The sequence below is a fragment of the Ruminococcus sp. J1101004sp1_RTP21198st1_B9_RTP21198_201120 genome, assembly GCF_040924245.1.
Taxonomy (GTDB): domain Bacteria; phylum Bacillota; class Clostridia; order Lachnospirales; family Lachnospiraceae; genus Blautia_A; species Blautia_A faecis.
This window is the reverse complement of the sequence record NZ_JBCOMI010000027.1, coordinates 15052-37428: the sequence shown is the minus strand read 5'-3', so window position 1 is coordinate 37428 and position 22377 is coordinate 15052. Positions and strand designations below refer to the sequence as shown.

Sequence of the window (22377 nt, the reverse complement as noted above, 5' to 3'; positions counted from 1 at the left end):
CCCATATTCTGTAAGGAGCGATTTATATGGAAATACAGTTATGGAGAAGCATTTTATGCCCCTACGAACTGGCAGTCAGGGAACTGATTGTCAAATTTGAACACATTATCAGCGAACATCGAGAAAATGATCTGTATTCCCCTATTGAGCAGGTAAGCGGACGAGTGAAAAGTGTATCCAGCATTCTGGAGAAAATGCAGCGCAAGCATATTCCTATGGAACGCATGGAGGAAGAAGTAGAAGACATTGCTGGAATCCGTATTATCTGTCAGTTTGAGGAAGATATTGAGACAGTAGCATCCCTGATCCAAAACCGGTCAGATATGACCATTAAGAGTGAGAAGAATTATCTGAAGCATGTGAAACAGAGTGGTTACAGAAGTCTCCATCTGATCATTTATTATACAGTAGAAACATTAAATGGTCCCCGGAAGCTGCAGGCGGAAATTCAGATCCGCACCATGGCTATGGACTTCTGGGCAACGATCGAACATTCCCTTCAGTACAAATATAAAGGGGACATGCCGCCGCATGTGGCAGAGCGTCTGACGAATGCCGCGGATGCTATTATTTTGCTGGATCAGGAAATGTCTTCTGTGCGCGATGAAATCATGGATGCCCAGAATTCTTCCCAGATGCAGTCCAATCTTGTAAAAGATATTCTCAATAATATAGAAAATCTTTACCGCGTATCCAGCGAACGGGAGATTACCAAAATTCAAACAGAATTTCTTCGTGTTTTCCATACCAAAGATTTGAAACAGCTGGAGCGTTTTCACAGACAGCTTGATATTATCGCGGAAGGTTACCGCGCCCAGGCTGTTTACCATAATATCGGACATCAGCCAGGCAAGAGCTGTATTTCATAAATCTGTCCGAAAATACGTTACTGTTCATTTTGTTCACATCATTCTTGGAACACGCCTTACAGAATGAGCAGTGCATAGGAGAAAAATATAGATGTCACAATTTTTACCAGTTACAAAAAAAGACATGGAGGACAGAGGCTGGGATCAGGTGGATTTTGTCTACGTGACAGGAGATGCTTACGTAGATCATTCCTCTTTTGGTACTGCTATTATCAGCCGCCTTCTGGAGAGCCGGGGCTATAAAGTGGGAATTATCCCACAGCCCGACTGGCGCAGGAAGGAGAGTATTGCCGTATTTGGAGAGCCTCGCCTTGGCTTCCTTGTAAGTGCCGGCAATATGGATTCCATGGTTAATCACTATACCGTTGCAAAAAAGCACCGCCAGAAGGATTCTTATTCTCCTGGCGGTAAAATGGGTTTGAGGCCGGACCGTGCTGTTATTGTATACAGTAATCTGATTCGTCAGACTTTTAAGAAAACTCCTGTAATCCTTGGTGGAATCGAGGCAAGCCTCAGACGTATGGCACATTACGATTACTGGGAAAATAAGGTGAAGCACAGTATCCTCATAGATTCCGGCGCAGACCTGATTTCTTACGGAATGGGAGAGCATTCTATTATTGAGATTGCAGAGGCTCTTGACAGCGGAATCCCTGTCAGCGAAATTACCTATGTGGCAGGAACCGTCTATAAATGTAGGGATCTGTCCCGCACTTACGAGCCGATCATACTTCCTTCTTTTGATGAAGTACAGGCGGATAAGCAGGCTTATGCCAGAAGCTTTGCCATCCAGTATCAGAATACAGATCCTTTTACAGCAGGAACCATGGCCGAATTCTACGGAACAAAGGGTTACGTGATCCAGAATCCACCTGCATTACCTCTTACACAGGAGGAGATGGACGATGTATATGATCTTCCTTATGCGGGAAATTATCATCCCATGTATGAGAAAGACGGCGGAATTCCTGCATTAGAGGAAATTAAATTCAGCCTTACCAGCAACAGGGGATGTTTCGGAAGCTGCAGCTTCTGTGCATTAACTTTTCATCAGGGGAGAATCCTGCAGACCAGAAGTCATGAATCAATTCTGAAAGAAGCGGTCCACATGACCGAGGAGAAAGATTTCAAAGGATATATCCACGATGTAGGCGGACCTACAGCAGACTTTCGCCAGCCTTCCTGCCAGAAACAGCTGACCAGAGGCGTTTGCAAGAACCGTCATTGTCTGTTTCCGGAGCCATGTAAGAATCTGACCGCGGATCACAAAAATTACGTTTCTCTTCTTCGTAAGCTCCGGGATCTTCCAAAAGTAAAAAAAGTATTTGTCCGTTCCGGTGTGCGTTTCGATTATGTGTTGGCAGACCCGGACAAGACTTTTCTTAATGAACTTGCCAAATATCATGTAAGCGGACAGCTTCGTGTAGCTCCTGAGCATGTTTCCAATCAGGTGCTGAAATATATGGGCAAACCGTCCCACGAAGTGTATGAGAAGTTTTTGAAGGAATTTGACAAGGCAAATAAGAAGGCTGGCTTACAGCAGTTTGCCGTGCCATATTTTATGTCCTCCCATCCGGGATGTACCATGAAAGAAGCTGTGAAACTGGCAGAATATGTCCGTGATCTTGGCTTTACTCCGGAGCAGGTGCAGGACTTTTACCCAACACCTTCTACACTGTCTACCTGTATGTATTACACGGGGATCCATCCTCTTACAGGCGAAGAGGTTTATGTGCCGAAGAGCGCCCATGAAAAAGCCATTCAACGTGCACTTATGCAATATAAGAATCCGGTCAACAGAGAACTGGTTCTCGAAGGATTGAAAATTGCAGGGCGTATGGATCTGGTTGGGTATGGAGAAAAATGTCTGATCCGGCCTGTCAGAAAAGGGCATGGTGACAGCAAATATACAGAGAATGCCGGGCGTAACAGAGAATCAAAGCATGGTCCGGCACCAAAGAAAACCATCCGCAATCATCACACAAGAAAAAAGCAGAAATAGGAGTGTTTTCATGAAATTAATGCAGACAAACAAAGGAGAATTCGGATATCTGAAGCGTGAACGAAAGCGCAGGATTATAATTGCTGCCATTATGCTTGGTGTCCCCATTTTTATTTTCATCAGCATGTGGATCTACCTTGGTACCAGAAATTCTGTCTGGACGATCATTGCTCTGGTAGGATCTCTTCCAGGCTGTAAGGCTGTGGTAGATGTGATCATGGTCTATCTGGCAAAGCCTGTAGATCCGGTCCTGTACAAGAAGATCCATGCACATCAGGGTGATCTTGTCATGGCGTACGAGATGTATATGACTTTCTATGAAAAAAAATGCACCATAGATGCCATTGCAGTATGCGGAAATACCGTAGTCGGTTATACCAGTGATCCGAAGGCAGATACAAATTTTATGGCTGCAGAAGCCCAGAAACTGGTTCGCAAAAACGGCTATAAAGTAGATGTGAAAATTCTGGGAGAGCTTCGCCCTTTCCTGGAACGTCTTGATTCTATGAACGAACACAAGGAATCCTTAGAAGAAGGGCTTCGCTTTACACCAGATCCAAGATATCCGGATTTTACCAGAGATGAAATGGTGAAACATGTGATCCTGAATTTGTGTATCTAAGAGGATATCCAACATGAAAGAATTTATTATTAATGAAAATGAAGCGGGACAGCGCTTTGACAAATATTTAGGAAAGCTTCTCCGTGAAGCCCCCAAAAGCTTTTTTTACAAAATGCTCCGCAAGAAAAATATTACCTTAAACGGTGGCAGAGCCACTGGAAATGAGAAGCTTTCCACTGGTGACCACGTAAAGCTTTTCCTTTCGGATGAAACTTTCGGAAAATTTGCAGGAGTACAGGAAACTGCAGCAAGAGCTCATCAGAAGCTTGATATTGTGTATGAAGACGATAATATCCTTCTGATCAACAAACCTGTGGGAATGCTTTCCCAGCCTGCAGATGATAAGGAACCATCACTGGTAGAATATCTGACGGGGTATCTTCTTGAAAGCGGAGCGGTTACGGAAGCGTCTTTACATACCTTCCGCCCATCTGTCTGCAATCGTCTGGACCGTAATACCAGCGGACTTGTGGCTGCAGGAAAATCCCTGACAGGACTTCAGGAGCTTTCTTCATTGTTTCATGATCGAAGCCTTCACAAATTTTACCGCTGCCTGGTAAATGGTGTTATAAAAAATGAAAAATACATCAAAGGATATTTGCATAAAGACGAAAAATGTAATAAAGTAACAGTACAGGAAACGGAAACATCCGGAGCACTTCCCATTGAGACCAGATACCGTCCCCTTGGAGATAACGGAATCGTTACCCTTCTTGAGGTGGAGCTGATCACCGGACGCACACATCAGATCAGGGCACACCTTGCAGGAACTGATCATCCCCTTATTGGAGATTACAAGTACGGCAGGCGTACCTTAAACGATGAATACCGCAGAAAGTATGGTCTGAAATCGCAGCTGCTTCACGCATACAGGTTGGAAATTCCGGAAATTGAAGGGCGTCTTTCCTATCTGTCTGGCAAGGAGTTCACGGCCCCTTTGCCTTATCTGTTTCAAAAAATCCTGAAAGAGGAACACGTAGAGGAGAATAAATAATATGAAAATCTGGCATGAAGTATGGGACTATGTAAAAATGATCATCATTGTAGTTGCTATAGTCCTGGTTATCAACAATGTAGTACTGATCAACGCAAAAATCCCTTCTCCGTCCATGGAGAAGACTATTATGACAGGCGACCGTATCTTTGGATTCCGTCTTGCATATGGTATCAATCTGGATCTGTTTGGACATGAGATTTCCAAGAAGGTCAAGGATCCAGAGCGCTTTGACATTGTAATTTTCAAGTATCCGGATGATGAAAGCCAGCTTTTCATTAAACGTGTAATCGGACTTCCGGGAGAGACTGTTGAAATCAAGGACGGAAAGGTATACATCGACGGTTCTGAGACTGCTCTTGATGATTCCTTTATTCCAGAGAAAATGCAGGGAAGCTTCGGGCCATATACCGTTCCGGATAATTGCTATTTTATGCTGGGTGATAACCGAAATGATTCTAAGGATTCCCGCTTCTGGAAAAACACGTTCGTCCGATTTGACCAGATCATAGGGAAAGCAGTTGTAAGATATTATCCATCCATCAAGCTTCTTGGCTACGAGGAACCGTGAGAATGGCGACATGGAACAGCAGAGGTCTCCGGGGTTCTACCCTGGAGGACCTTGTAAACCGAACAAACGAGCAGTACAGGGAAAAGGGACTTGCTCTGATACAGAAGATTCCCACCCCCATCACTCCGGTACGCATGGACAAAGAAAATCGTCACATTACTCTGGCATACTTTGACCAGCGAAGTACTGTTGACTATATAGGTGCAGTACAGGGAATTCCTGTCTGCTTTGATGCAAAGGAATGCAGCGCCCAGACGTTTCCTCTGGCAAATATTCATCCTCATCAGGTGAAATTTATGGAGGACTTTGAAAAACAGAATGGCGTGGCATTTTTTCTTATATTTTTCAGTCAGTTGAACTTATTTTATTATCTGCCTTTTCGGGAACTGTTGGCATACTGGAGACGGATGGAAGAGGGCGGACGGAAAAGCTTCCGCAGGGAGGAACTGGATGAGAAGTATTACCTGCCGAAAAAGAGCGGCTTTCTGGTTCCTTATTTAGAGGGATTAAAATTGGATCTGGAAACACGCGTGTTACCATAACACACGCAACGTTACTGTTCACTCCGTTCACAGTAACGCGCTTCGCGATGCACAGAAATCATGCAAAGCATGATTTCGCGCCGCAATTCTCGGGTTTTCTGTGAACTTTGTTCACAAAAAACACCTCGCGGAACGTTACCAGTGAACAGTAACCACGCAACACTTCGTCTTGACAATCTTGGAATATTCCACTATAATCAACATTGATTTCGCATTATCGTAGTAGCGTGATAAAGCGTTATGTAATTAACAAGCAAGAAACAACATGGAGGAAACATGATATGCAGAGAATTTTTCATACGCCGGAGGGTGTACGGGATATTTACAGTCAGGAATGCAGCCGAAAACAAAAGCTTCAGGAAAAGCTTCACCGTGTATTCCATCAGTATGGCTTTGAAGATATAGAAACTCCCACATTTGAATATTTCGAAGTGTTTAGTAAAGAAGTGGGAACCATTCCCTCCAGGGAGCTTTATAAATTTTTTGACAGAGAAGGTAATACCCTTGTTCTTCGACCGGACTTTACACCGTCCGTTTCCAGAGCCTGTGCTACCTATTTTAACCCTGAAAAAGAAGTAGTAAGTCTGTGTTATACAGGCAACACTTTTATCAATAATTCCAGCTTTCGCGGAAGATTGAAAGAGACAACCCAGATGGGCGTTGAGCGTATGGGCGATGATTCACCGGAAGCAGATGCAGAGATCCTGGCTATGACGGTAGAGTGTCTGCTTGCAACAGGACTTACCGAATTTCAGGTAAGCGTTGGACAGGTTGATTATTATAAAGCGATTTTTGCCCAGACAGGCATGAGTCAGGAAGAGGAAGAAGAGCTTCGGGAGCTGATTTCCCAGAAAAATTACTTCGGTGTGGAAGAGCTTGTAAAGAATAAGAACATGGATAAATCCCTTGCAAGAGTTCTTTCCCAGCTTCCTCAGATGTTCGGATCGACAGAAGTTCTGGAAAAAGCAAAATCCCTTACGGACAATCCACAGGCATTAAAGGCTGTTGCTCGTCTGGAAGAAATCTATGAGCTTCTGAAGGTTTACGGCTATGAGAAATACGTTACTTTTGATTTTGCAATGTTAAGCAAATATCATTACTATACCGGAATCATTTTCCAGGCTTATACCTATGGTACAGGAGAAGCGCTGATCAAGGGCGGCCGTTACAACCAGCTGATGAAACATTTCGGCAAGCCTGCTGCATCCATCGGGTTTGCCATTGTAGTAGATAACCTTCTGATGGCTCTTTCCAGACAAAAAATCGAAATGGAGGAAGAGGAGGGCGTTACGGTTATCACTTACCGCAAAGAAAACCGTATCCAGGCAATCCAGAAGGCCAAAGAGCTTCGCGCCCAGGGCAGAAATGTAGCCCTTCGTCCAGAGAAAGTAACTAAGGTTTGTGAGGTGGAATTATGAGATATCTGACTTTTGCCCTTACCAAGGGAAGACTTGCAGACAAAACCCTTGCCATGCTTGAGAAAATCGGGATCACCTGCGAAGAGATGAAAGATAAGGATTCCCGTAAACTGATTTTTGTAAATGAAGAATTAAAGCTTCGTTTTTTCCTTGCCAAAGGACCAGATGTACCTACATATGTAGAATATGGCGCAGCTGACATCGGAATTGTCGGAAAGGATACGATCCTGGAAGAAGGCCGTAAGCTTTACGAGGTAATGGATCTTGGATTTGGAGCCTGCCGCATGTGCGTTTGCGGACCTGAAAGTGCAAAACCCCTTCTGAATTCAAACCAGCTGATCCGTGTGGCAACCAAATATCCAAACATTGCCAAAGATTATTTCTATAATAAGAAGCATCAGACTGTGGAAATCATTAAGCTGAATGGTTCTATTGAGCTTGCACCTATTGTAGGTCTTTCTGAAGTGATCGTGGATATCGTTGAGACCGGAAGCACACTACGTGAAAATGGACTGAAGGTGTTAGAAGAAGTTTGCCCTCTTTCTGCAAGAATGGTTGTAAACCAGGTAAGCATGAAAATGGAAAATGAAAGAATCAGTAAGCTGATTGAAGATTTACGAAAGGTAATCTGAAATTACTGTTTTTTCTGGAATAAAATAAAATTGGAAGGATCGATCACAATGCGTACAGTAAGATTAACAAAAGAATCTACCAAAGATATCCTGGAAAATCTTTTAAAACGGAGCCCTAATAATTACGGCAAGTTCGAAGCAGCAGTAGCAGATATTCTTGCAAATGTAAAAGAAAAAGGGGATGAAGCTCTTTTTTCTTACACAAAAGAATTTGATAAAGTAGAGGTAACTCCGGAAACCATACGTGTAACCGAAGAGGAAATCGAAGAAGCCTATAAAGCAGTTGATGCATCCTTATTAGAAGTTATCCGCAAGGCACTTGTAAACATCCGCAGCTACCATGAGAAACAGCGTCAGAACAGCTGGTTTACCAGTACCGAAAATGGCACCATGCTTGGTCAGAAAGTAACACCATTAAATCGTGTAGGTGTTTATGTTCCAGGCGGAAAAGCAGTTTATCCTTCTTCTGTTTTAATGAATATTGTGCCGGCAAAAGTGGCAGGAGTACCTCACATCGTTATGACCACACCTCCTGGAAAAGACGGTAAAGTAAATCCATCCACTCTGGTTGCTGCCAAAGAAGCAGGCGCTGATGAGATCTACAAAGTTGGTGGTGCACAGGCAATCGGAGCACTTGCTTATGGTACTGCAAGTATCCCAAAGGTAGACAAGATCGTAGGACCTGGCAACATTTTTGTAGCCCTTGCAAAAAAGGCTGTTTATGGACATGTGAGCATTGATTCCATCGCTGGTCCAAGTGAGATCCTTGTCCTTGCAGATGAAACTGCAAATGCACACTATGTAGCAGCAGATCTTCTTTCTCAGGCAGAACACGATGAGATGGCTTCTGCAATCCTCATTACTACCAGTACAGAACTGGCACAGAATGTAGAGAAAGAGATTGAAGGTTATCTGAAGGTTCTTTCCAGAAAAGAGATCATCGAAAAATCTCTGGAGAATTTTGGATATATCCTTATTGCAGAAGATATGGATGAAGCAATTGAAGCAGCGAATGAGATTGCTTCGGAACATATGGAAATTGTCACTAAAAACGCTTTTGAGGTAATGATGAAGGTACGAAATGCAGGCGCTATTTTCATTGGAGAGTACAGTTCTGAACCTCTTGGTGATTACTTTGCGGGACCGAATCACGTTCTTCCTACCAACGGAACAGCTAAGTTCTTCTCCGCACTTTCCGTTGACGATTTTATTAAGAAATCCAGTATTGTATATTATTCCAAGTCTGCATTACAGGAAATCCACAAGGACATCATCCAGTTTGCATCCTCAGAGCAGCTAACTGCACACGCCAACTCCATTGCAGTCCGCTTTGAAGAGGAAAATAAAAAGGAGCAGCCATGACAAGAGAAGCTACTGTTGAACGAAATACAAAGGAAACTAAAATTGCCATAAAGCTGAATCTGGACGGATCCGGAAAAAGCTGTCTGGATACAGGTGTGGGATTTTTCGATCACATGTTAGATGGCTTTACCCGTCACGGACTTTTTGATCTGGATATAAAGGTAAAGGGTGATCTTCAGGTTGACGATCATCATACCATTGAAGATACGGGAATTGTTCTTGGCACAGCTATTAAAGAAGCGGTTGGAGACAAGAAAGGAATCAGGCGTTACGGAAGCTGCATCCTTCCAATGGATGAGTGTCTTGTGCTTTGCGCCATTGATCTTGGGGGACGCCCGTATCTTTCCTTCGAAGGTGCGTTTACCAGTGAAAAAATTGGAGATATGTCCACAGAAATGGTGAAGGAATTCTTTTACGCCATTTCTTATACGGCAGCCATGAATCTTCACATTAAGGTTCTAACACCGGGAAATAATCACCATATGGCAGAAGCCATGTTCAAAAGCTTTGCAAAGGCGCTGGATATGGCGGCAGCTTATGATCCTCGTATTACAGATGTGCTTTCTACGAAGGGAAGTCTCTAAGGGCAGAATAAACAGAAATACAATTAAGACGATATGATATATGCCACTTGTTTTCATTTTTTCCAATTGAGCATGAAAGCAGGTGGCATAATTGCAGAAAAATTTTTCATAAAGGAGTATTAAAAATATGGAACAGAACCAATTAAAGTCCAAAATGTCCTGGTCAGATTTTAAATTAAACAGTGACGGCATGGTTCCGGTTATTGTGCAGGATTACAAAACAGACGAAGTTCTTATGCTTGCGTACATGAACGAGGAATCATATCTAACCACTCTGAAGCTGGGAAAAATGACTTACTGGAGCCGCAGCCGCAACGAGCTCTGGACCAAAGGACTAACCTCCGGTCATGTTCAGTATGTGAAATCATTGACTATTGACTGTGATAATGATACAATTCTGGCAAAAGTAGAGCAGGTAGGGGCTGCATGCCATACCGGAAACCGGACATGCTTTTTTACCCCATTGCTCTAAAGCCTGTTTGAAAAAACATTTCTGCAATCTGCACACCCACTTTGCGGTATATTTTGCAGAAAGCCTTTTTCAAACACGCTCTAAAAAAGACTGCAAAAGGTAAAATTATTACATGAAAAAACAAGTGAAAAACGGTGTGATCAAAGTTCTGGTCATGTTTCTGATTCTCGCAGGTGCGTATGGGTTGTGGTGTCATTTTCTCACAGATAATGTAATCTGGAAGAAGCTTAAAATAAACGGCATATCTATTCAGGGAATGAGCAAAGAAGAAGCCATTGACGCAATTTCAAAAGATTTTCAGGAAAAATATAAGGACACACAGATGACCATTACCCTGAACGGAAAGAACTTTAAGGTATCCATCTATCCAGTTCTCGGTCTTGATGTAAAATCAATTGTAGAAAGTGCCTATGCTCTTGGGCATGGTTCCTGGTTTACTCATGGAACTGACCGCATCGAACTGATGAACAGCAAGACAAAGGAAAAAGTCACCCTTATGCCGGAAGCCCGAAATAAAGACGAACTGGACAAGATTCTGGAGGATGCCGGAATTTCAAAGGGATCCACCACTATACAGACTTCCTGTGAACTTACAGATACAGAGCTGGTTATCACTAAGGGAAAAACCGGAATCGGTCCGGATATGGATGCACTGAAAGAAGCGATTCTAAAAGCAATTTCCATAGAAGATTATGAAGCTGTTATCGAATGTCCTACTATGAAGACACCGCCAGAGGAACTGAATCTGGAAGCCTATTATGAAAAAGTACATACAGAAGCCACAGATGCTTCTCTGGGGAAAAATAATGAAATTATTCCGGCAGTTACCGGAATTTCATTTGATGTAAAGTCAGCTGCAAAGAAGCTGGAAAAAGCAAAAGAAGGTGCAGAGATCACCATTCCCCTTGAAATTACCCTGCCCGAAGTTTCTACAGAAGAGATAGAAGCCCTTCCTTATCTGAACCTTCTTGGTACTTATACTACATATGGTGGCGGTACCGAAAACCGTGTTGCCAATTTGAAGCTTGCCGTGGAAGCCTGTGATGGGGTGGAGCTTCAGCCAGGGCAGATTTTTTCCTACAACGATACTTTAGGTCCCCGTACAGAGGAACGGGGGTACAGGGAAGCAACTGTAATTGTAGGAGGCGAACACGCCCAGGATATCGGAGGCGGAATCTGCCAGATTTCCACTACGTTGTTTATGGCATGCCTGCAGTCTGATCTGACCATTGTTGAGCGTCATAATCACGCTGCCCGCATTGATTATGTTGAGGACGGTCTGGACGCAGCAGTGGTGTGGGGAGGTCAGGATTTCCGTTTTCAGAATAATACTGCTTATCCAATTAAAATTGAAGCCTCTTACGATGAAAAAGAGGAAGCCGTAACGGTATCCATTTACGGAACCAAAACTGACAATAATACGGTAGAAATTACTACAGAGCATTCCGATCCAAACACCTGTAAAACCTACCGCAGTGTCTACGATGAGAATGGAACACTTCTCCGTACGGATGAAGTTGGGTACAGTAAATACAAGCAATAACCCTATAAATCTATTGATTTCGACATAACGGTCTGCTATAATGAGGTGAATTGAATAAATCCGTTTTCAGTGCCAGACATATCTGTTTGCTAGAGCGTACAGATTGTTTTTCAACACGCTCTAAGAGGGAATCAGGTGAAAGTCCTGAACGATCCGGTCACTGTAAACAGGGAGTAGAATCCAGTGAAACCATTGGCATATTGCTGAGAAGGATGGATTCTGTGTTGATCTGTAAGTCAGGAAACCTGCTGAATTCGTTTAATGAAAGCTTCCGAAGAAAGTACTTCATTCTCATTAATATATTTGATAATACAATATATTGAATTTTTAGTGCCTGTTTTCTCAGAGGAAGCAGGCATTTTTTTGAAATAATCCTGTCAGAATTGCCCATTGTACAAACAGGCTCCAGAAGCAATTGGGATTTATTCAAATTATAAAATAATAGGAAGAATCGAGGAAAAAGAAATGAAAAGAAATTCAAAACGCTTTCTTGCACTGTTCCTTTCCGTCGCCATGACGGTCACTCCTGCTGTACTTACACAGGCAGAGAATGAGGATGCAAATGTACAGATTTCTGTTACACCAACTCCAGAGACAGAAGCGGAGAAGACTGCAGTTGCTGCAGAGACTCCTGTGCAGGAAAACGTAACAACTGAAGAAGAAAACACCGAAACTACAGCAACTCCGGCAGCCGGGGACGCCTCCGCTGTGGAAGAGACACCTGCAGTTACAGAAGCACCTGCCTCTGAGACCACTCCTGAGGTTACTGCATCACCTGCTGAAGAAAGCAAAAATGAGGAAGCAGAAGCTCCACAGCCTACAGCTGCACCAGAAACAACAGAAGAGGGCAAAACCGAAGAGACAGATAAACCAGAAACAAAGCCAGAGGATCTGAACCCAGATGGTTCCAACATGACCATTGACAAGGAAGATAACAGTGCATATAAAATGCTTAAAATCAAAAGCTCTTCTGCTGAATTAAATGGTGATAAAATTAAGATAACCCTCAATACTGACGGAAAGAACTATGAGAAGCTTTATCTTGGTTCTAAAGAAGATCCTGACGAAGCAAAAAATGCAGCAGCAATCGTTGGTACAGAAAATGAAGATGGTTATACTTTCATTTTTGAGGTTCCTGCCAGTGAACAGGTCCAGACTTTCAGCATCGTACCATTTTCTGTGAAAAATCAGAAATGGTACACAAATATGGCTTTGAAACTGAACGTTCCAGGAATGAAAGCCCCGGAACCAACAGCTACTCCAGAGCCAACTGCAGCCCCTGAGCCAACTGCCACTCCACTGCCAACTGCAGCTCCAACCCAGGCACCAGCCCAGAATGAGATTACAGATGCCGGAATCAAGCTTGTAAAAGAAAACGGTGATGAATTTGCAATGTTCGTAATCACCGGTTCCACTGTAAAGGTTTCGGAGGATAAATATATTGTCACACTTTCTACCGCAAAACAGAATTATGACATGATCTATCTTGGCAGTTTCAATGACTCCGATAAAGAAGCAAATGCCATCAAAGGAGTTGAAAACAGTGCAGGAGGCTATACCTACACCTTTGAAGTTACTGCAAGCAAGGAAGCTCAGACAATAGCAGTCGTTCCTCATTCCAAGAAGAGCCAGAACTGGTACGCAAAGGGTATATTGACGATTACCGTACCGGCAGTTCCAGGATATGGAGAGGCTGCTCCAACACCAGAACCAACTGTTTCTCCGGCGCCTACCGAAGCACCGGTTGAGACTCCGGCACCAACCGGAACACCTGCTCCAACTGAAACTCCAATGCCAAGCACAACTCCGGAAGCAGCCAACACCCCAGAGCCAACAGCAACCCCAGCTCCAGGCAGCTGTGCAAGCGGAATTTATAATGTTACAGTTAACTCCAGCTCATCTATGTTCCGTGTAATTGACTGTGTCCTCACTTCCAAAAACGGAAAAATGACAGCTGTTCTTACTTTAAGCGGAACTGGTTACGACTATCTATGTCTGGGAACAAAAGAAGAAGCTGCCGCAGCTGATTCCTCCACCTGGGTTCCATATGTGGCAGACGCAAATGGCAAATATACATATGAGATTCCTGTTGAAGCCTTGGACAATGGAATTGCAGTTGCTGCTTTTTCCCACAAAAACCAGATCTGGTATGACAGGATCCTGACTTTCCAGTCCAGCACTTTGAATAAAATAGGTGACGTACAGGATGATCCGCAGCCAGACACTGCTCCTGACACAACAGTCACAGCAACTCCTGCACCCACTGCAAAACCAAATAAAAAACCGACAGCAACCCCTACACCAACAGCAACTCCAAAGCCAGACAAGAAACCGGAAGAGGAATCCAAATACGAATCTGACTTAAGCGGCGGAACAGCATCTGTAAACAGTTCTACTACATTAGCAGATGGAACCTATACTCCTGACAGCTTCTCCTGGTCTGGTGGCTCTGGAAAGGTCAATATTTCCTGTAACAAAGTTACGGTAACAAATGGTCAGGCATATGCGACTATTGTATTCAGCAGTGAATATTACGGTTATGTAAAAGCCAATGGAAATAAATACTACGGTGCATGCGGCGGCGGAACTTCTACTTTCACAATTCCGGTAGCACTGAACCAGAATAATACGATCATTGGTATGACAACCAGAATGTCCCAGGCTCATGAAATCACTTACACCATTTATATCGCTTTAAAGGGTGCAAACGATCCGAAGAAAACAGACAAGGATAACCCGGCAGAGGACAACAGCATGCTTTCCACAGGAAACAAGAAGCTGGATGATTCTGCACCAGAGATCACAGGTCTTGAGTATAAAGACGAAACTACTCTTAAGCATGCAAAATACTTTAAGCTTTATCACTACGCAAAGGGCATTACCCTTCTTGAAGTAGATATGACAACAGATACTGCAAGAAAACCGGAAACTGTTGATTCCGGAAAAGAAAATGCAAAAACAGAAGCTGCTGATTCCCAGGAACTTACAGGTACAGAAAAGCTCTACATGGGCAATGTTGTAAAATACCTGATCGTACCTGAGGGTGCTGTTATCCCTGCAGGACTTGATAAAGATGTAATCGTGATCAACCAGCCGGTAGAATCTGCTTATGTGGCTTCCACAGATGCTCTTAACATTTTGGATAAGCTTGATCTTACAGACAAAGTTACTGCTCTTGGAATGGAAAAAGGGGACTGTACGGTAGACAGCCTTACAGCGGCTCTGGAAGATGGTTCCGTAACTTTTGCAGGAAAAGATGAAGATACAGATTACAAAGCTCTTGTAAAGAGTCAGTGCGGTATTTCTATCCTTTCTTCTGATATTCTCCCGACAGAGGAAGCAGACACAGAAGCAAAAGAAAACCTTCTGAAAGATTCCGCAGAAAAATATTCTACTCTGAAAATCCCGTTTATCGTGGACCGTTCTGCAGATGAAAAGGATGACAATGCAAAAGCTGAGTGGGAAAAAGCTTACGAAGCAATTTTTGTAACTGATGAGGAAGAATAAATTATTATTCTTCACCATATGCACAGTAGCAAGAATAATCAGCAGGAGAAAATAAAAATGTATGACAAAAAGCTGAAATATAAAATTTTAAGTATTTTTGCAGCAACAGTTATGACATTTACTGCCATTACTCCGGTATGGGCAGAAGAGGAGAACCTGGAAGCAGATGCTTCCGGGGAGACTTCTTCTGACACATCAGAAGAAAATGCTGCACCTGAAATTGCAGGTCTGACCTATGAATCCGCCATGGATCTGTCTTTTGCAGAATGCTTTGACGTGTATTATTACAATGACGGTTACAAACTTCTGGACATCCATGATGATGCCAGATATCTGATCGTCCCAGAGGGCAAAGAGGCACCTGATGATCTGGATCCTGAAATCCAGATCCTTCAGCAGCCACTTGACACCATCTACATGGCAGCCACTTCCCCAATGGCATTGTTCGATGCAATCGGAAGTGTAGACTCCATTAAGCTGTCAGGTCTTGATGCTTCCGGCTGGTATATCCAGTCAGCAGCTGATGCTATCAATAACGGCGAAATGACTTTTGCGGGAAAATACGATGAACCGGATTACGAGCTTCTGGTAGGTGACGACTGTGATCTTGCAATAGAGTCTACTATGATCCTTCATGCACCGAAGGTACAGGAGATGATCGAAACTCTTGGAATTCCTGTTTTCACTGACCGCTCCAGCTATGAGAGCCAGCCCCTTGGACGTACAGAGTGGATCAAGCTTTATGGCGCAATGATGAACAAAGAAGAGGAGGCAAAGACCTTTTTTGACCAGCAGGCACAGGTTATTGAGAAGCTAAAGGACTTTACAAATACGGAAAAAACAGTTGCGTTTTTCTACATCAATACCAGCGGTTCTCCTGTAGTACGTAATCCTAAAGATTATATTTCCAGTATGATCGAGATTGCCGGTGGAAGAAATGTATTCGCAGATCTTCAGGATGACAGTGGAAAAACTTCCGTTGCCATTACCATGGAGGAATTCTATAATACTGCGGCAGATGCAGATTATCTGATCTACAACTCCAGTATTGATGCGTCTGTAAAAAGCATAGACGATCTTCTTGCAAAAGAAAGTCTGATGGCTGATTTTAAAGCCGTAAAAGAGGGAAATGTCTGGGTAACTGATGATTCCATGTACCAGCATACAGATACAATTGGTGAACTGATCACAGATCTGAACCTGATGCTTACCGGCGGAAGTGAAGAGGATATGACTTTTCTTCATAAGCTGAGCTGACAGCAGGTTCTGTTGTAAATGAAACAAAAATGGAGAAAAATAAAATGAGCAATCAATCCGCTGGAACCAGCTTCCACATGGAAAATTTTAAGAGACGATCTCGTTACGCTATGGTTTTCATTCTGCTGATCCTGGCCTTTGGCCTGATCACAGTTTTGAATATCAACACAGGAAATGTTCATATTTCTCTGTCTGAGATCATAGATATCCTGCTGAAAAAAGCCACAGATACAAAAGAATACAGCATCATCTGGAAAATCCGTCTTCCCAGGATCCTGATGGCTGCCATTCTTGGAGGTGCCTTATCCCTATCTGGTTTTCTTCTTCAGACCTTTTTTGAAAATCCCATTGCAGGACCTTTTGTTCTGGGAATTTCTTCCGGTGCGAAAATGGTAGTAGCTCTTACCATGATTTATTATCTTGGCAGAGCTGTAAACGTAACTTCTTACACTCTGATCATTGCAGCTTTTATTGGTTCCCTGATTTCCATTGGTTTTATTCTTCTGATTTCAAAAAGGATCAAGCACATGGCCACCCTTCTGGTTGCTGGAATCATGATCGGCTATATCTGTTCTGCAGTAACTGATTTTGTGGTAACTTTTGCAGATGATTCCGATATTGTAAATCTTCACGGATGGTCACAGGGAAGCTTCTCCGGTATGAGCTGGAGTAACGTTTACATTTCCTGTGTGGTGGTAGGAATTACCCTGATCCTGACTTTCCTGCTGTCAAAGCCCATCGGTGCTTATCAGCTGGGAGAAGCTTATGCACAAAGCATGGGCGTAAACATCAAATTCTTCCGCGTTGCTTTGATTTTGCTTTCCAGTATTTTATCAGCAACTGTAACTGCTTTTGCAGGACCGATTTCTTTCGTTGGAATTGCAGTCCCATTTCTGATGAAAAGAAGCTTCGGCACATCCAGACCACTTATAATCATTCCGGGAACATTCCTGGGCGGTGCAGTTTTCTGTATGATGTGTGACCTGATTGCCAGAATGGCTTTTGCCCCTCTGGAGCTGAATATCAGTACCGTTACCTCCATCTTTGGAGCACCTGTTGTTATTTTCATGATGTTGCGAAAGAAGAGAGGAAACTGAAATGGATAATTACTATTTTCATATGGATAACCTTTCTGTCGGTTATGATAAAAAGGCCTTAATTCATGATATCTGTATTGGAATAAAAAAAGGGGAGATTGTAACTCTCATTGGTCCAAATGGTTCTGGTAAATCTACGATTCTGAAAAGTATCACAAGACAGCTGCAGATCATTGGTGGAAAAGTTTACTTTGATGATCGCAATCTGAATTCTTTTTCCTATAAAGAGCTTTCCACACGCATGGCAGTAGTTCTTACGGAACGAATGCGTCCGGAGCTTATGACCTGTCATGATATTGTGGCAACCGGACGCTACCCTTATACAGGCAGACTCGGTATCCTTTCAAGAGAGGATGAGGAAAAGGTAGAGGAAGCCATGAAAGCGGTGCATGCGGAATCGCTTGGCAGTCGTGACTTTAACAACATCAGTGACGGGCAACGTCAGAGAGTGCTTCTTGCCCGTGCGATCTGCCAGGAGCCGGATATTATTATTCTGGATGAGCCAACCTCTTTCCTTGATATCAAACATAAGCTGGATCTTTTATCTATTCTTCGGGATATGGCAAAAAAGAAGCAGATCACAGTTATCATGTCTCTTCACGAAATCGATCTGGCACAGAAAATTGCAGATAAAATCATCTGCGTAAAGGGAGATACTATTTCTCATTTTGGAAAGCCGGAAGATATTTTTGAAGAGAACATGATCAAGGAGCTGTATGAGATCAATAATGGATTTTTTGATCCCCTGTTTGGAAGTATTGAGCTTCCGAAACCAGACGGAGAAGCCAAAACTTTCGTAATCTGTGGGAACGGCACTGGTATTCCCATATTCCGTCAGCTGCAGAAAGAGCATACACCTTTTATTGCAGGTATTCTTTACACAAACGACGTAGATTACCGCCTGGCAAGACTATTGGCTTCACAGGTGATCACGGAAGAACCCTTCATGGAAATCAGCGAAGAAGCCTTCCAGAAGGCGCAAAAAGCCATGGAAAGCTGTGAGAGGATAATCTGCACGGCTGTGCCGGTTGGAAGCTGCAATAAGCGGTTAGGAGAGCTTATAGATGCAGCGAAGAAGAGCGGGAAGGCAGAATTTGTATAATTCTGCCTTGCGGGATTCTTTGATTCCGTTTCTTTACAGAACTCATTTTTTACGTTATACTGAGTTCACTGAAAGAAGGAGAGGACTCGTTTTATGAAAAAGAATATATTTACAAAAGACAACCTGATGTTCTTTATCATTCTAAATCTGGGATTGATTTTTACAGCGGTTGGAATTGCTATTTTTAAAACACCCAACCATTTCGCATTTGGTGGTACATCTGGTCTGTCTATTATCCTTTCTACCTTATTTCCGAAATGGAATGTAGGTGCATTTATGTGGATCGTCAATGCAGCACTTGTTGTACTTGGATTTTTCTTCCTTGGAATCCGCTCCATGGGCTGGACTGTCTATTCCTCTTTTGCCCTGTCTTTCTATGTAAGTGCCTGTGAAGCTATTTATCCCCTTAGTTCGCCACTTACACATGACGTGTTCCTGGAGCTGTGTTTTGCAGTTATTCTCCCAGCAGTGGGAGCTGCTATGGTATTTAATGTCGGTGCCTCCACTGGTGGTACTGATATTGTGGCAATGATTTTGCACAAATATACCAGCCTTGAGATCGGGCGTGCCCTTTTGGTCAGCGACCTGGGAATCGTACTGATCGCTGCTTACCTTTACGGTGCCCAGACCGGACTTTACTGTATTCTTGGAATGATCCTGAAATGCACTGTAGTAGACAGTGCTATTGAGAGTCTGAATCTGAGAAAGGTATGTACGATCATTAGCAAATATCCGGAGCAGGTAGAAGAGTTCATCATCAATGACCTGCATCGTTCTGCCACAGAGCAGAAGGCCTTTGGCATCTATACCAAGAAGGAGCAGAAGGTAATGATGACTGTGCTTACCCGAAGCGAGACCAACCGTCTTCGTATTCATTTAAGACAGATTGATCCCCATGCATTTATTACCATTGTAAACAGCAGCGAGATCATTGGAAAAGGCTTCCGTTCTATCTGATGCCTGCCAGCTAATGCAGAAGACTGATTTTTCCATAACAGAACAGTCTGATGAAGCTTGATTTTAAAACCAGAAAGGAATACAGGCCATGATTTCCAAAACCATGCGAGCAATTCTCCACACCCTTTCCTACGGCAATATCGAAGTGGAATCCTCCCGCAGACTGGTGGACATTAAGAAGCTGGATGCCATGAATATTTTTCTGAAAAAAATGGATATCCAGATTTTCAACGAGGACTACGAAATCCCTCTGCGGATTTATTTTCCTACTGAAGAAGCCATGACAAACGGGGTGGAAAAAGGCCATACTTTTCCAGTTCTTCTATTTTTTCATGGCGGAGGATGGGTGACAGAAAGTGTGGATACCTATAACCGTGTATGTGCCAGAATGTCCCAGTCTACCGGTCATATTGTAGTATCCGTGGAATACAGGCTTGCTCCTGAATATCGTTTTCCAACGGCTCTGATGGACTGTTATGCAGCAGCGAAAGCGCTTTACACCAATAAGCTGATCCTGAATACTGATCCCCGTAAAATCACTATCATGGGTGACAGTGCCGGAGGAAATCTTGCAGCCGCAGTTGCTCTTATGGCAAGAGACAAGGGCGACTTTCAGGTATTCCGGCAGATTCTTATTTATCCAGCCTTATATAATACCTATACAACCGCATCTCCCTATGCCTCTGTGCAAAAGAACGGCACCGACTACCTGCTTACTGCAGTGAAAATGCAGGATTATCTGAATCTGTATGAGAGCTGTCCGGAGGATCGGGTCAACCCTTATTTTGCACCTCTTCTGGCAAGAGATTTTTCTAATATGCCAGAAACCCTGATTCTCACAGCAGAGTTTGATCCTCTTCGTGATGAAGGCGAAGATTATGGAAAAAAACTGGCAGAGGCTGGTAATTATGTAGAAGTACACCGGATCAAAGATGCACTTCACGGCTTTTTTGCTCTTGGAATCCGCTTTTTCCATGTGCAGGAAAGTTTTTCTTATATGAACGAATTCTTAAAAAGGGAAGTGTGAAAATTGAAAGAAGGATATTCGAACTGGAGAAAACTGGATAACGCGGCCCTTGCTTTTCCTCTGGTAACTGGCAAAAATGATACCAGAGTATTTCGTTTTTACTGTGAACTAAAGGAAAATGTAAAACCGGAGCTTCTCCAGGCCGCTCTTGAAAAAACCATGGAAAAATATCCTCTGTTTCAGATGGTTCTCCGAAAAGGATTATTCTGGTTCTACCTGGAACACAGGGATATTCGTCCAATTGTAAAGGAAGAGAAGAAGCCTCCATGCAGCAGGCTGTATATTCCGGACAAAAAGAATCTTCTTTTCCAGGTCAGCTATTATGAAAAAAGAATCAATTTTGAAGTTTTCCATGCACTGACAGATGGTACCGGGGCAATGCATTTTCTCCAGGAACTAGTAAGCAATTATCTGAAAAAGGCTCACCCGAAACAGGATCTGCCTTCTCTTCCAGTCACGGATATGAGCACCCCCGGTGATCAGGAGGAGGATAGCTTTTCCCAGTATTATTCCTCGGATATTCCCGGAAATTCTGAGAAAAAACCTCGCGCTGTCAGACTTCCGGGAGAACGGCTGCTTCATGAGGATATGCATATTACAGAGATTGTACTTCCGGTAAAAGAGCTTCATGCAAAAGCAAAAGAATACGGTGTCTCCATAACCATTCTGATCACAGCCATGTTTCTTTGTTCCATCCATGAGGAAATTCCCAAGAGCAGGCAAAATCGCCCCATTGCCCTTATGGTTCCTGTAAATCTGCGGAATTATTTTCCCTCACAGTCTATGGCAAATTTTTTTGGCTGGATAGAAGTGGGACATGATTTTTCCCAAACTTCTGATTTTACAGAAATTCTGGCTCACGTGAAAGAGCAGTTTGCCGCGGAACTGGTAGAAGAGAAAATTGCCAGACATATGAATAGCTATGTCCGTCTAGAGAAAAATCCGGTCATCCGTGCAGTTCCCCTGGAAATAAAGAAATATTTCCTTATGCTTGGAGCAAACCTAAGCTCTAGAAGCATTACGGCTGTTTATTCCAATATTGGAATTCTTCGTTTTCCAAAGGAGTATAACCAGTACATTGACCGTTTCGGAATTTTCGCAAGTACCAACTCCATGCAGCTTTGTTCCTGTTCTTACGAAAACGAAATGGTTCTTGGATTTACCTCCAAGCTTCCCAAGGATAATATTCAGCGAAATTTTCTGAACATGCTGAAAAAAGAAGAAATTCCTTATACAGAAAAAACCAATAATTTCCCCGGCTGTTCCCTGAAAGAGAAAAAGGAGGAGCAGAGAATCGTGCAGGTTTTCAATTTTGTCTGTATTGCAGCAGCAATTCTCTGCGGCATGATCAATTACCTTACACGGGAAAAACTGGACTGGTTCTGGTTCGCCGCAGCTGGCTGTCTTTGCGGATGGCTGATCGTAGCAGTTGCTTATGCCAAACGGAGGAATATCTTAAAAAACGAGATCATACAGTTGATCCTGGTAACTGTTATCGCTGTTCTGTGGGACAAATATACCGGATGGCATGGCTGGTCTCTGGATTTTGTCCTTCCATTTGGCGCTCTTGCAGTACTTGGCTCTATACCCGTGATCGTAAAAGTACAAAAGCTGGAAAAAGAAGAGTATCTGTTTTATCTTGTTCAGGCTGCTTTTGCTGGTCTCGTACCGCTGATCCTTATGTTTCTTCACCTGATCCGTTTTCCATACCCATCTGTGGTATGCACAGGAATCAGCCTGCTGGTATTTGCAGGAATGTTTATTTTTAACAGCAATGATACTATTCGGGAGTTTCATAAAAAACTTAGAATGTAATAAA

The 22377-nt window shown here is 43.1% G+C and carries 19 protein-coding genes and 1 riboswitch; all 19 genes read left to right on the top strand.

The window, feature by feature from the left end:
• Positions 1-26 precede the first annotated feature (26 nt).
• The 19 genes from AB5618_RS16330 (at position 27) to AB5618_RS16240 (ending at position 22373) form a co-directional block, all read left to right on the top strand.
• Positions 27-869, top strand: coding sequence for a GTP pyrophosphokinase family protein (locus AB5618_RS16330; protein ID WP_118583092.1), 843 nt, complete (start codon positions 27-29; stop codon positions 867-869).
• A gap of 91 nt (positions 870-960) precedes the next feature.
• The gene (locus tag AB5618_RS16325) at positions 961-2871 is read left to right on the top strand and encodes a YgiQ family radical SAM protein (protein WP_173736056.1); all 1911 of its coding nucleotides are present in this window, start codon (positions 961-963) and stop codon (positions 2869-2871) included.
• A gap of 10 nt (positions 2872-2881) precedes the next feature.
• A complete protein-coding gene (locus AB5618_RS16320) occupies positions 2882-3493 on the top strand; it encodes a hypothetical protein (RefSeq protein WP_173736057.1) in 612 nt (203 codons plus the stop codon).
• 13 nt (positions 3494-3506) lie between these two features.
• Positions 3507-4487 (top strand): RluA family pseudouridine synthase, encoded by a 981-nt coding sequence (locus AB5618_RS16315; protein ID WP_148463396.1) that lies wholly within the window; start codon positions 3507-3509, stop codon positions 4485-4487.
• 1 nt (position 4488) lies between these two features.
• Positions 4489-5058 carry a signal peptidase I gene (lepB, locus tag AB5618_RS16310; RefSeq protein ID WP_148463395.1) on the top strand — a complete coding sequence of 190 codons (570 nt, stop codon included), beginning with the start codon at positions 4489-4491 and terminating at the stop codon, positions 5056-5058.
• Positions 5059-5060: 2 nt separating this feature from the next.
• Positions 5061-5600, top strand: a complete 540-nt coding sequence (locus AB5618_RS16305) for a Holliday junction resolvase RecU (protein ID WP_118583463.1) — start codon at positions 5061-5063, stop codon at positions 5598-5600.
• A 281-nt stretch (positions 5601-5881) separates the two neighbouring features.
• Positions 5882-7018, top strand: a complete 1137-nt coding sequence (hisZ, locus tag AB5618_RS16300; protein WP_118583465.1) for an ATP phosphoribosyltransferase regulatory subunit — start codon at positions 5882-5884, stop codon at positions 7016-7018.
• Positions 7015-7650 carry an ATP phosphoribosyltransferase gene (gene hisG / locus AB5618_RS16295; protein ID WP_148463394.1) on the top strand — a complete coding sequence of 212 codons (636 nt, stop codon included), beginning with the start codon at positions 7015-7017 and terminating at the stop codon, positions 7648-7650. Before hisZ ends, hisG begins: the two co-directional genes overlap by 4 nt.
• A 48-nt stretch (positions 7651-7698) precedes the next feature.
• Entirely contained in the window at positions 7699-9012 is a 1314-nt protein-coding gene (gene hisD, locus AB5618_RS16290; protein ID WP_148463393.1) for a histidinol dehydrogenase, read from the top strand.
• Positions 9009-9596 (top strand): imidazoleglycerol-phosphate dehydratase HisB, encoded by a 588-nt coding sequence (gene hisB / locus AB5618_RS16285; protein WP_148463392.1) that lies wholly within the window; start codon positions 9009-9011, stop codon positions 9594-9596. Before hisD ends, hisB begins: the two co-directional genes overlap by 4 nt.
• Positions 9597-9723: 127 nt before the next feature.
• Positions 9724-10068 carry a phosphoribosyl-AMP cyclohydrolase gene (hisI, locus tag AB5618_RS16280; RefSeq protein WP_148463391.1) on the top strand — a complete coding sequence of 115 codons (345 nt, stop codon included), beginning with the start codon at positions 9724-9726 and terminating at the stop codon, positions 10066-10068.
• 112 nt (positions 10069-10180) lie between these two features.
• Entirely contained in the window at positions 10181-11611 is a 1431-nt protein-coding gene (locus AB5618_RS16275) for a VanW family protein (protein WP_148463390.1), read from the top strand.
• 65 nt (positions 11612-11676) lie between these two features.
• A riboswitch (cobalamin riboswitch) is annotated at positions 11677-11879 on the top strand.
• 197 nt (positions 11880-12076) lie between these two features.
• Positions 12077-15118 carry a hypothetical protein gene (locus tag AB5618_RS16270; RefSeq protein WP_148463389.1) on the top strand — a complete coding sequence of 1014 codons (3042 nt, stop codon included), beginning with the start codon at positions 12077-12079 and terminating at the stop codon, positions 15116-15118.
• A gap of 57 nt (positions 15119-15175) precedes the next feature.
• The gene (locus tag AB5618_RS16265) at positions 15176-16375 is read left to right on the top strand and encodes an ABC transporter substrate-binding protein (RefSeq protein ID WP_148463388.1); all 1200 of its coding nucleotides are present in this window, start codon (positions 15176-15178) and stop codon (positions 16373-16375) included.
• A 44-nt stretch (positions 16376-16419) separates the two neighbouring features.
• Positions 16420-17472, top strand: a complete 1053-nt coding sequence (locus tag AB5618_RS16260; RefSeq protein WP_148463387.1) for an iron ABC transporter permease — start codon at positions 16420-16422, stop codon at positions 17470-17472.
• A 1-nt stretch (position 17473) separates the two neighbouring features.
• On the top strand, positions 17474-18574 hold the full coding sequence (locus AB5618_RS16255; RefSeq protein ID WP_148463386.1) for an ABC transporter ATP-binding protein: 1101 nt from the start codon (positions 17474-17476) through the stop codon (positions 18572-18574).
• A gap of 93 nt (positions 18575-18667) precedes the next feature.
• The gene (locus AB5618_RS16250; protein ID WP_118583485.1) at positions 18668-19531 is read left to right on the top strand and encodes a YitT family protein; all 864 of its coding nucleotides are present in this window, start codon (positions 18668-18670) and stop codon (positions 19529-19531) included.
• A gap of 88 nt (positions 19532-19619) precedes the next feature.
• Positions 19620-20558, top strand: coding sequence for an alpha/beta hydrolase (locus AB5618_RS16245; protein WP_330602489.1), 939 nt, complete (start codon positions 19620-19622; stop codon positions 20556-20558).
• A gap of 3 nt (positions 20559-20561) precedes the next feature.
• The gene (locus AB5618_RS16240) at positions 20562-22373 is read left to right on the top strand and encodes a DUF6320 domain-containing protein (RefSeq protein WP_148463385.1); all 1812 of its coding nucleotides are present in this window, start codon (positions 20562-20564) and stop codon (positions 22371-22373) included.
• Positions 22374-22377 lie beyond the last annotated feature (4 nt).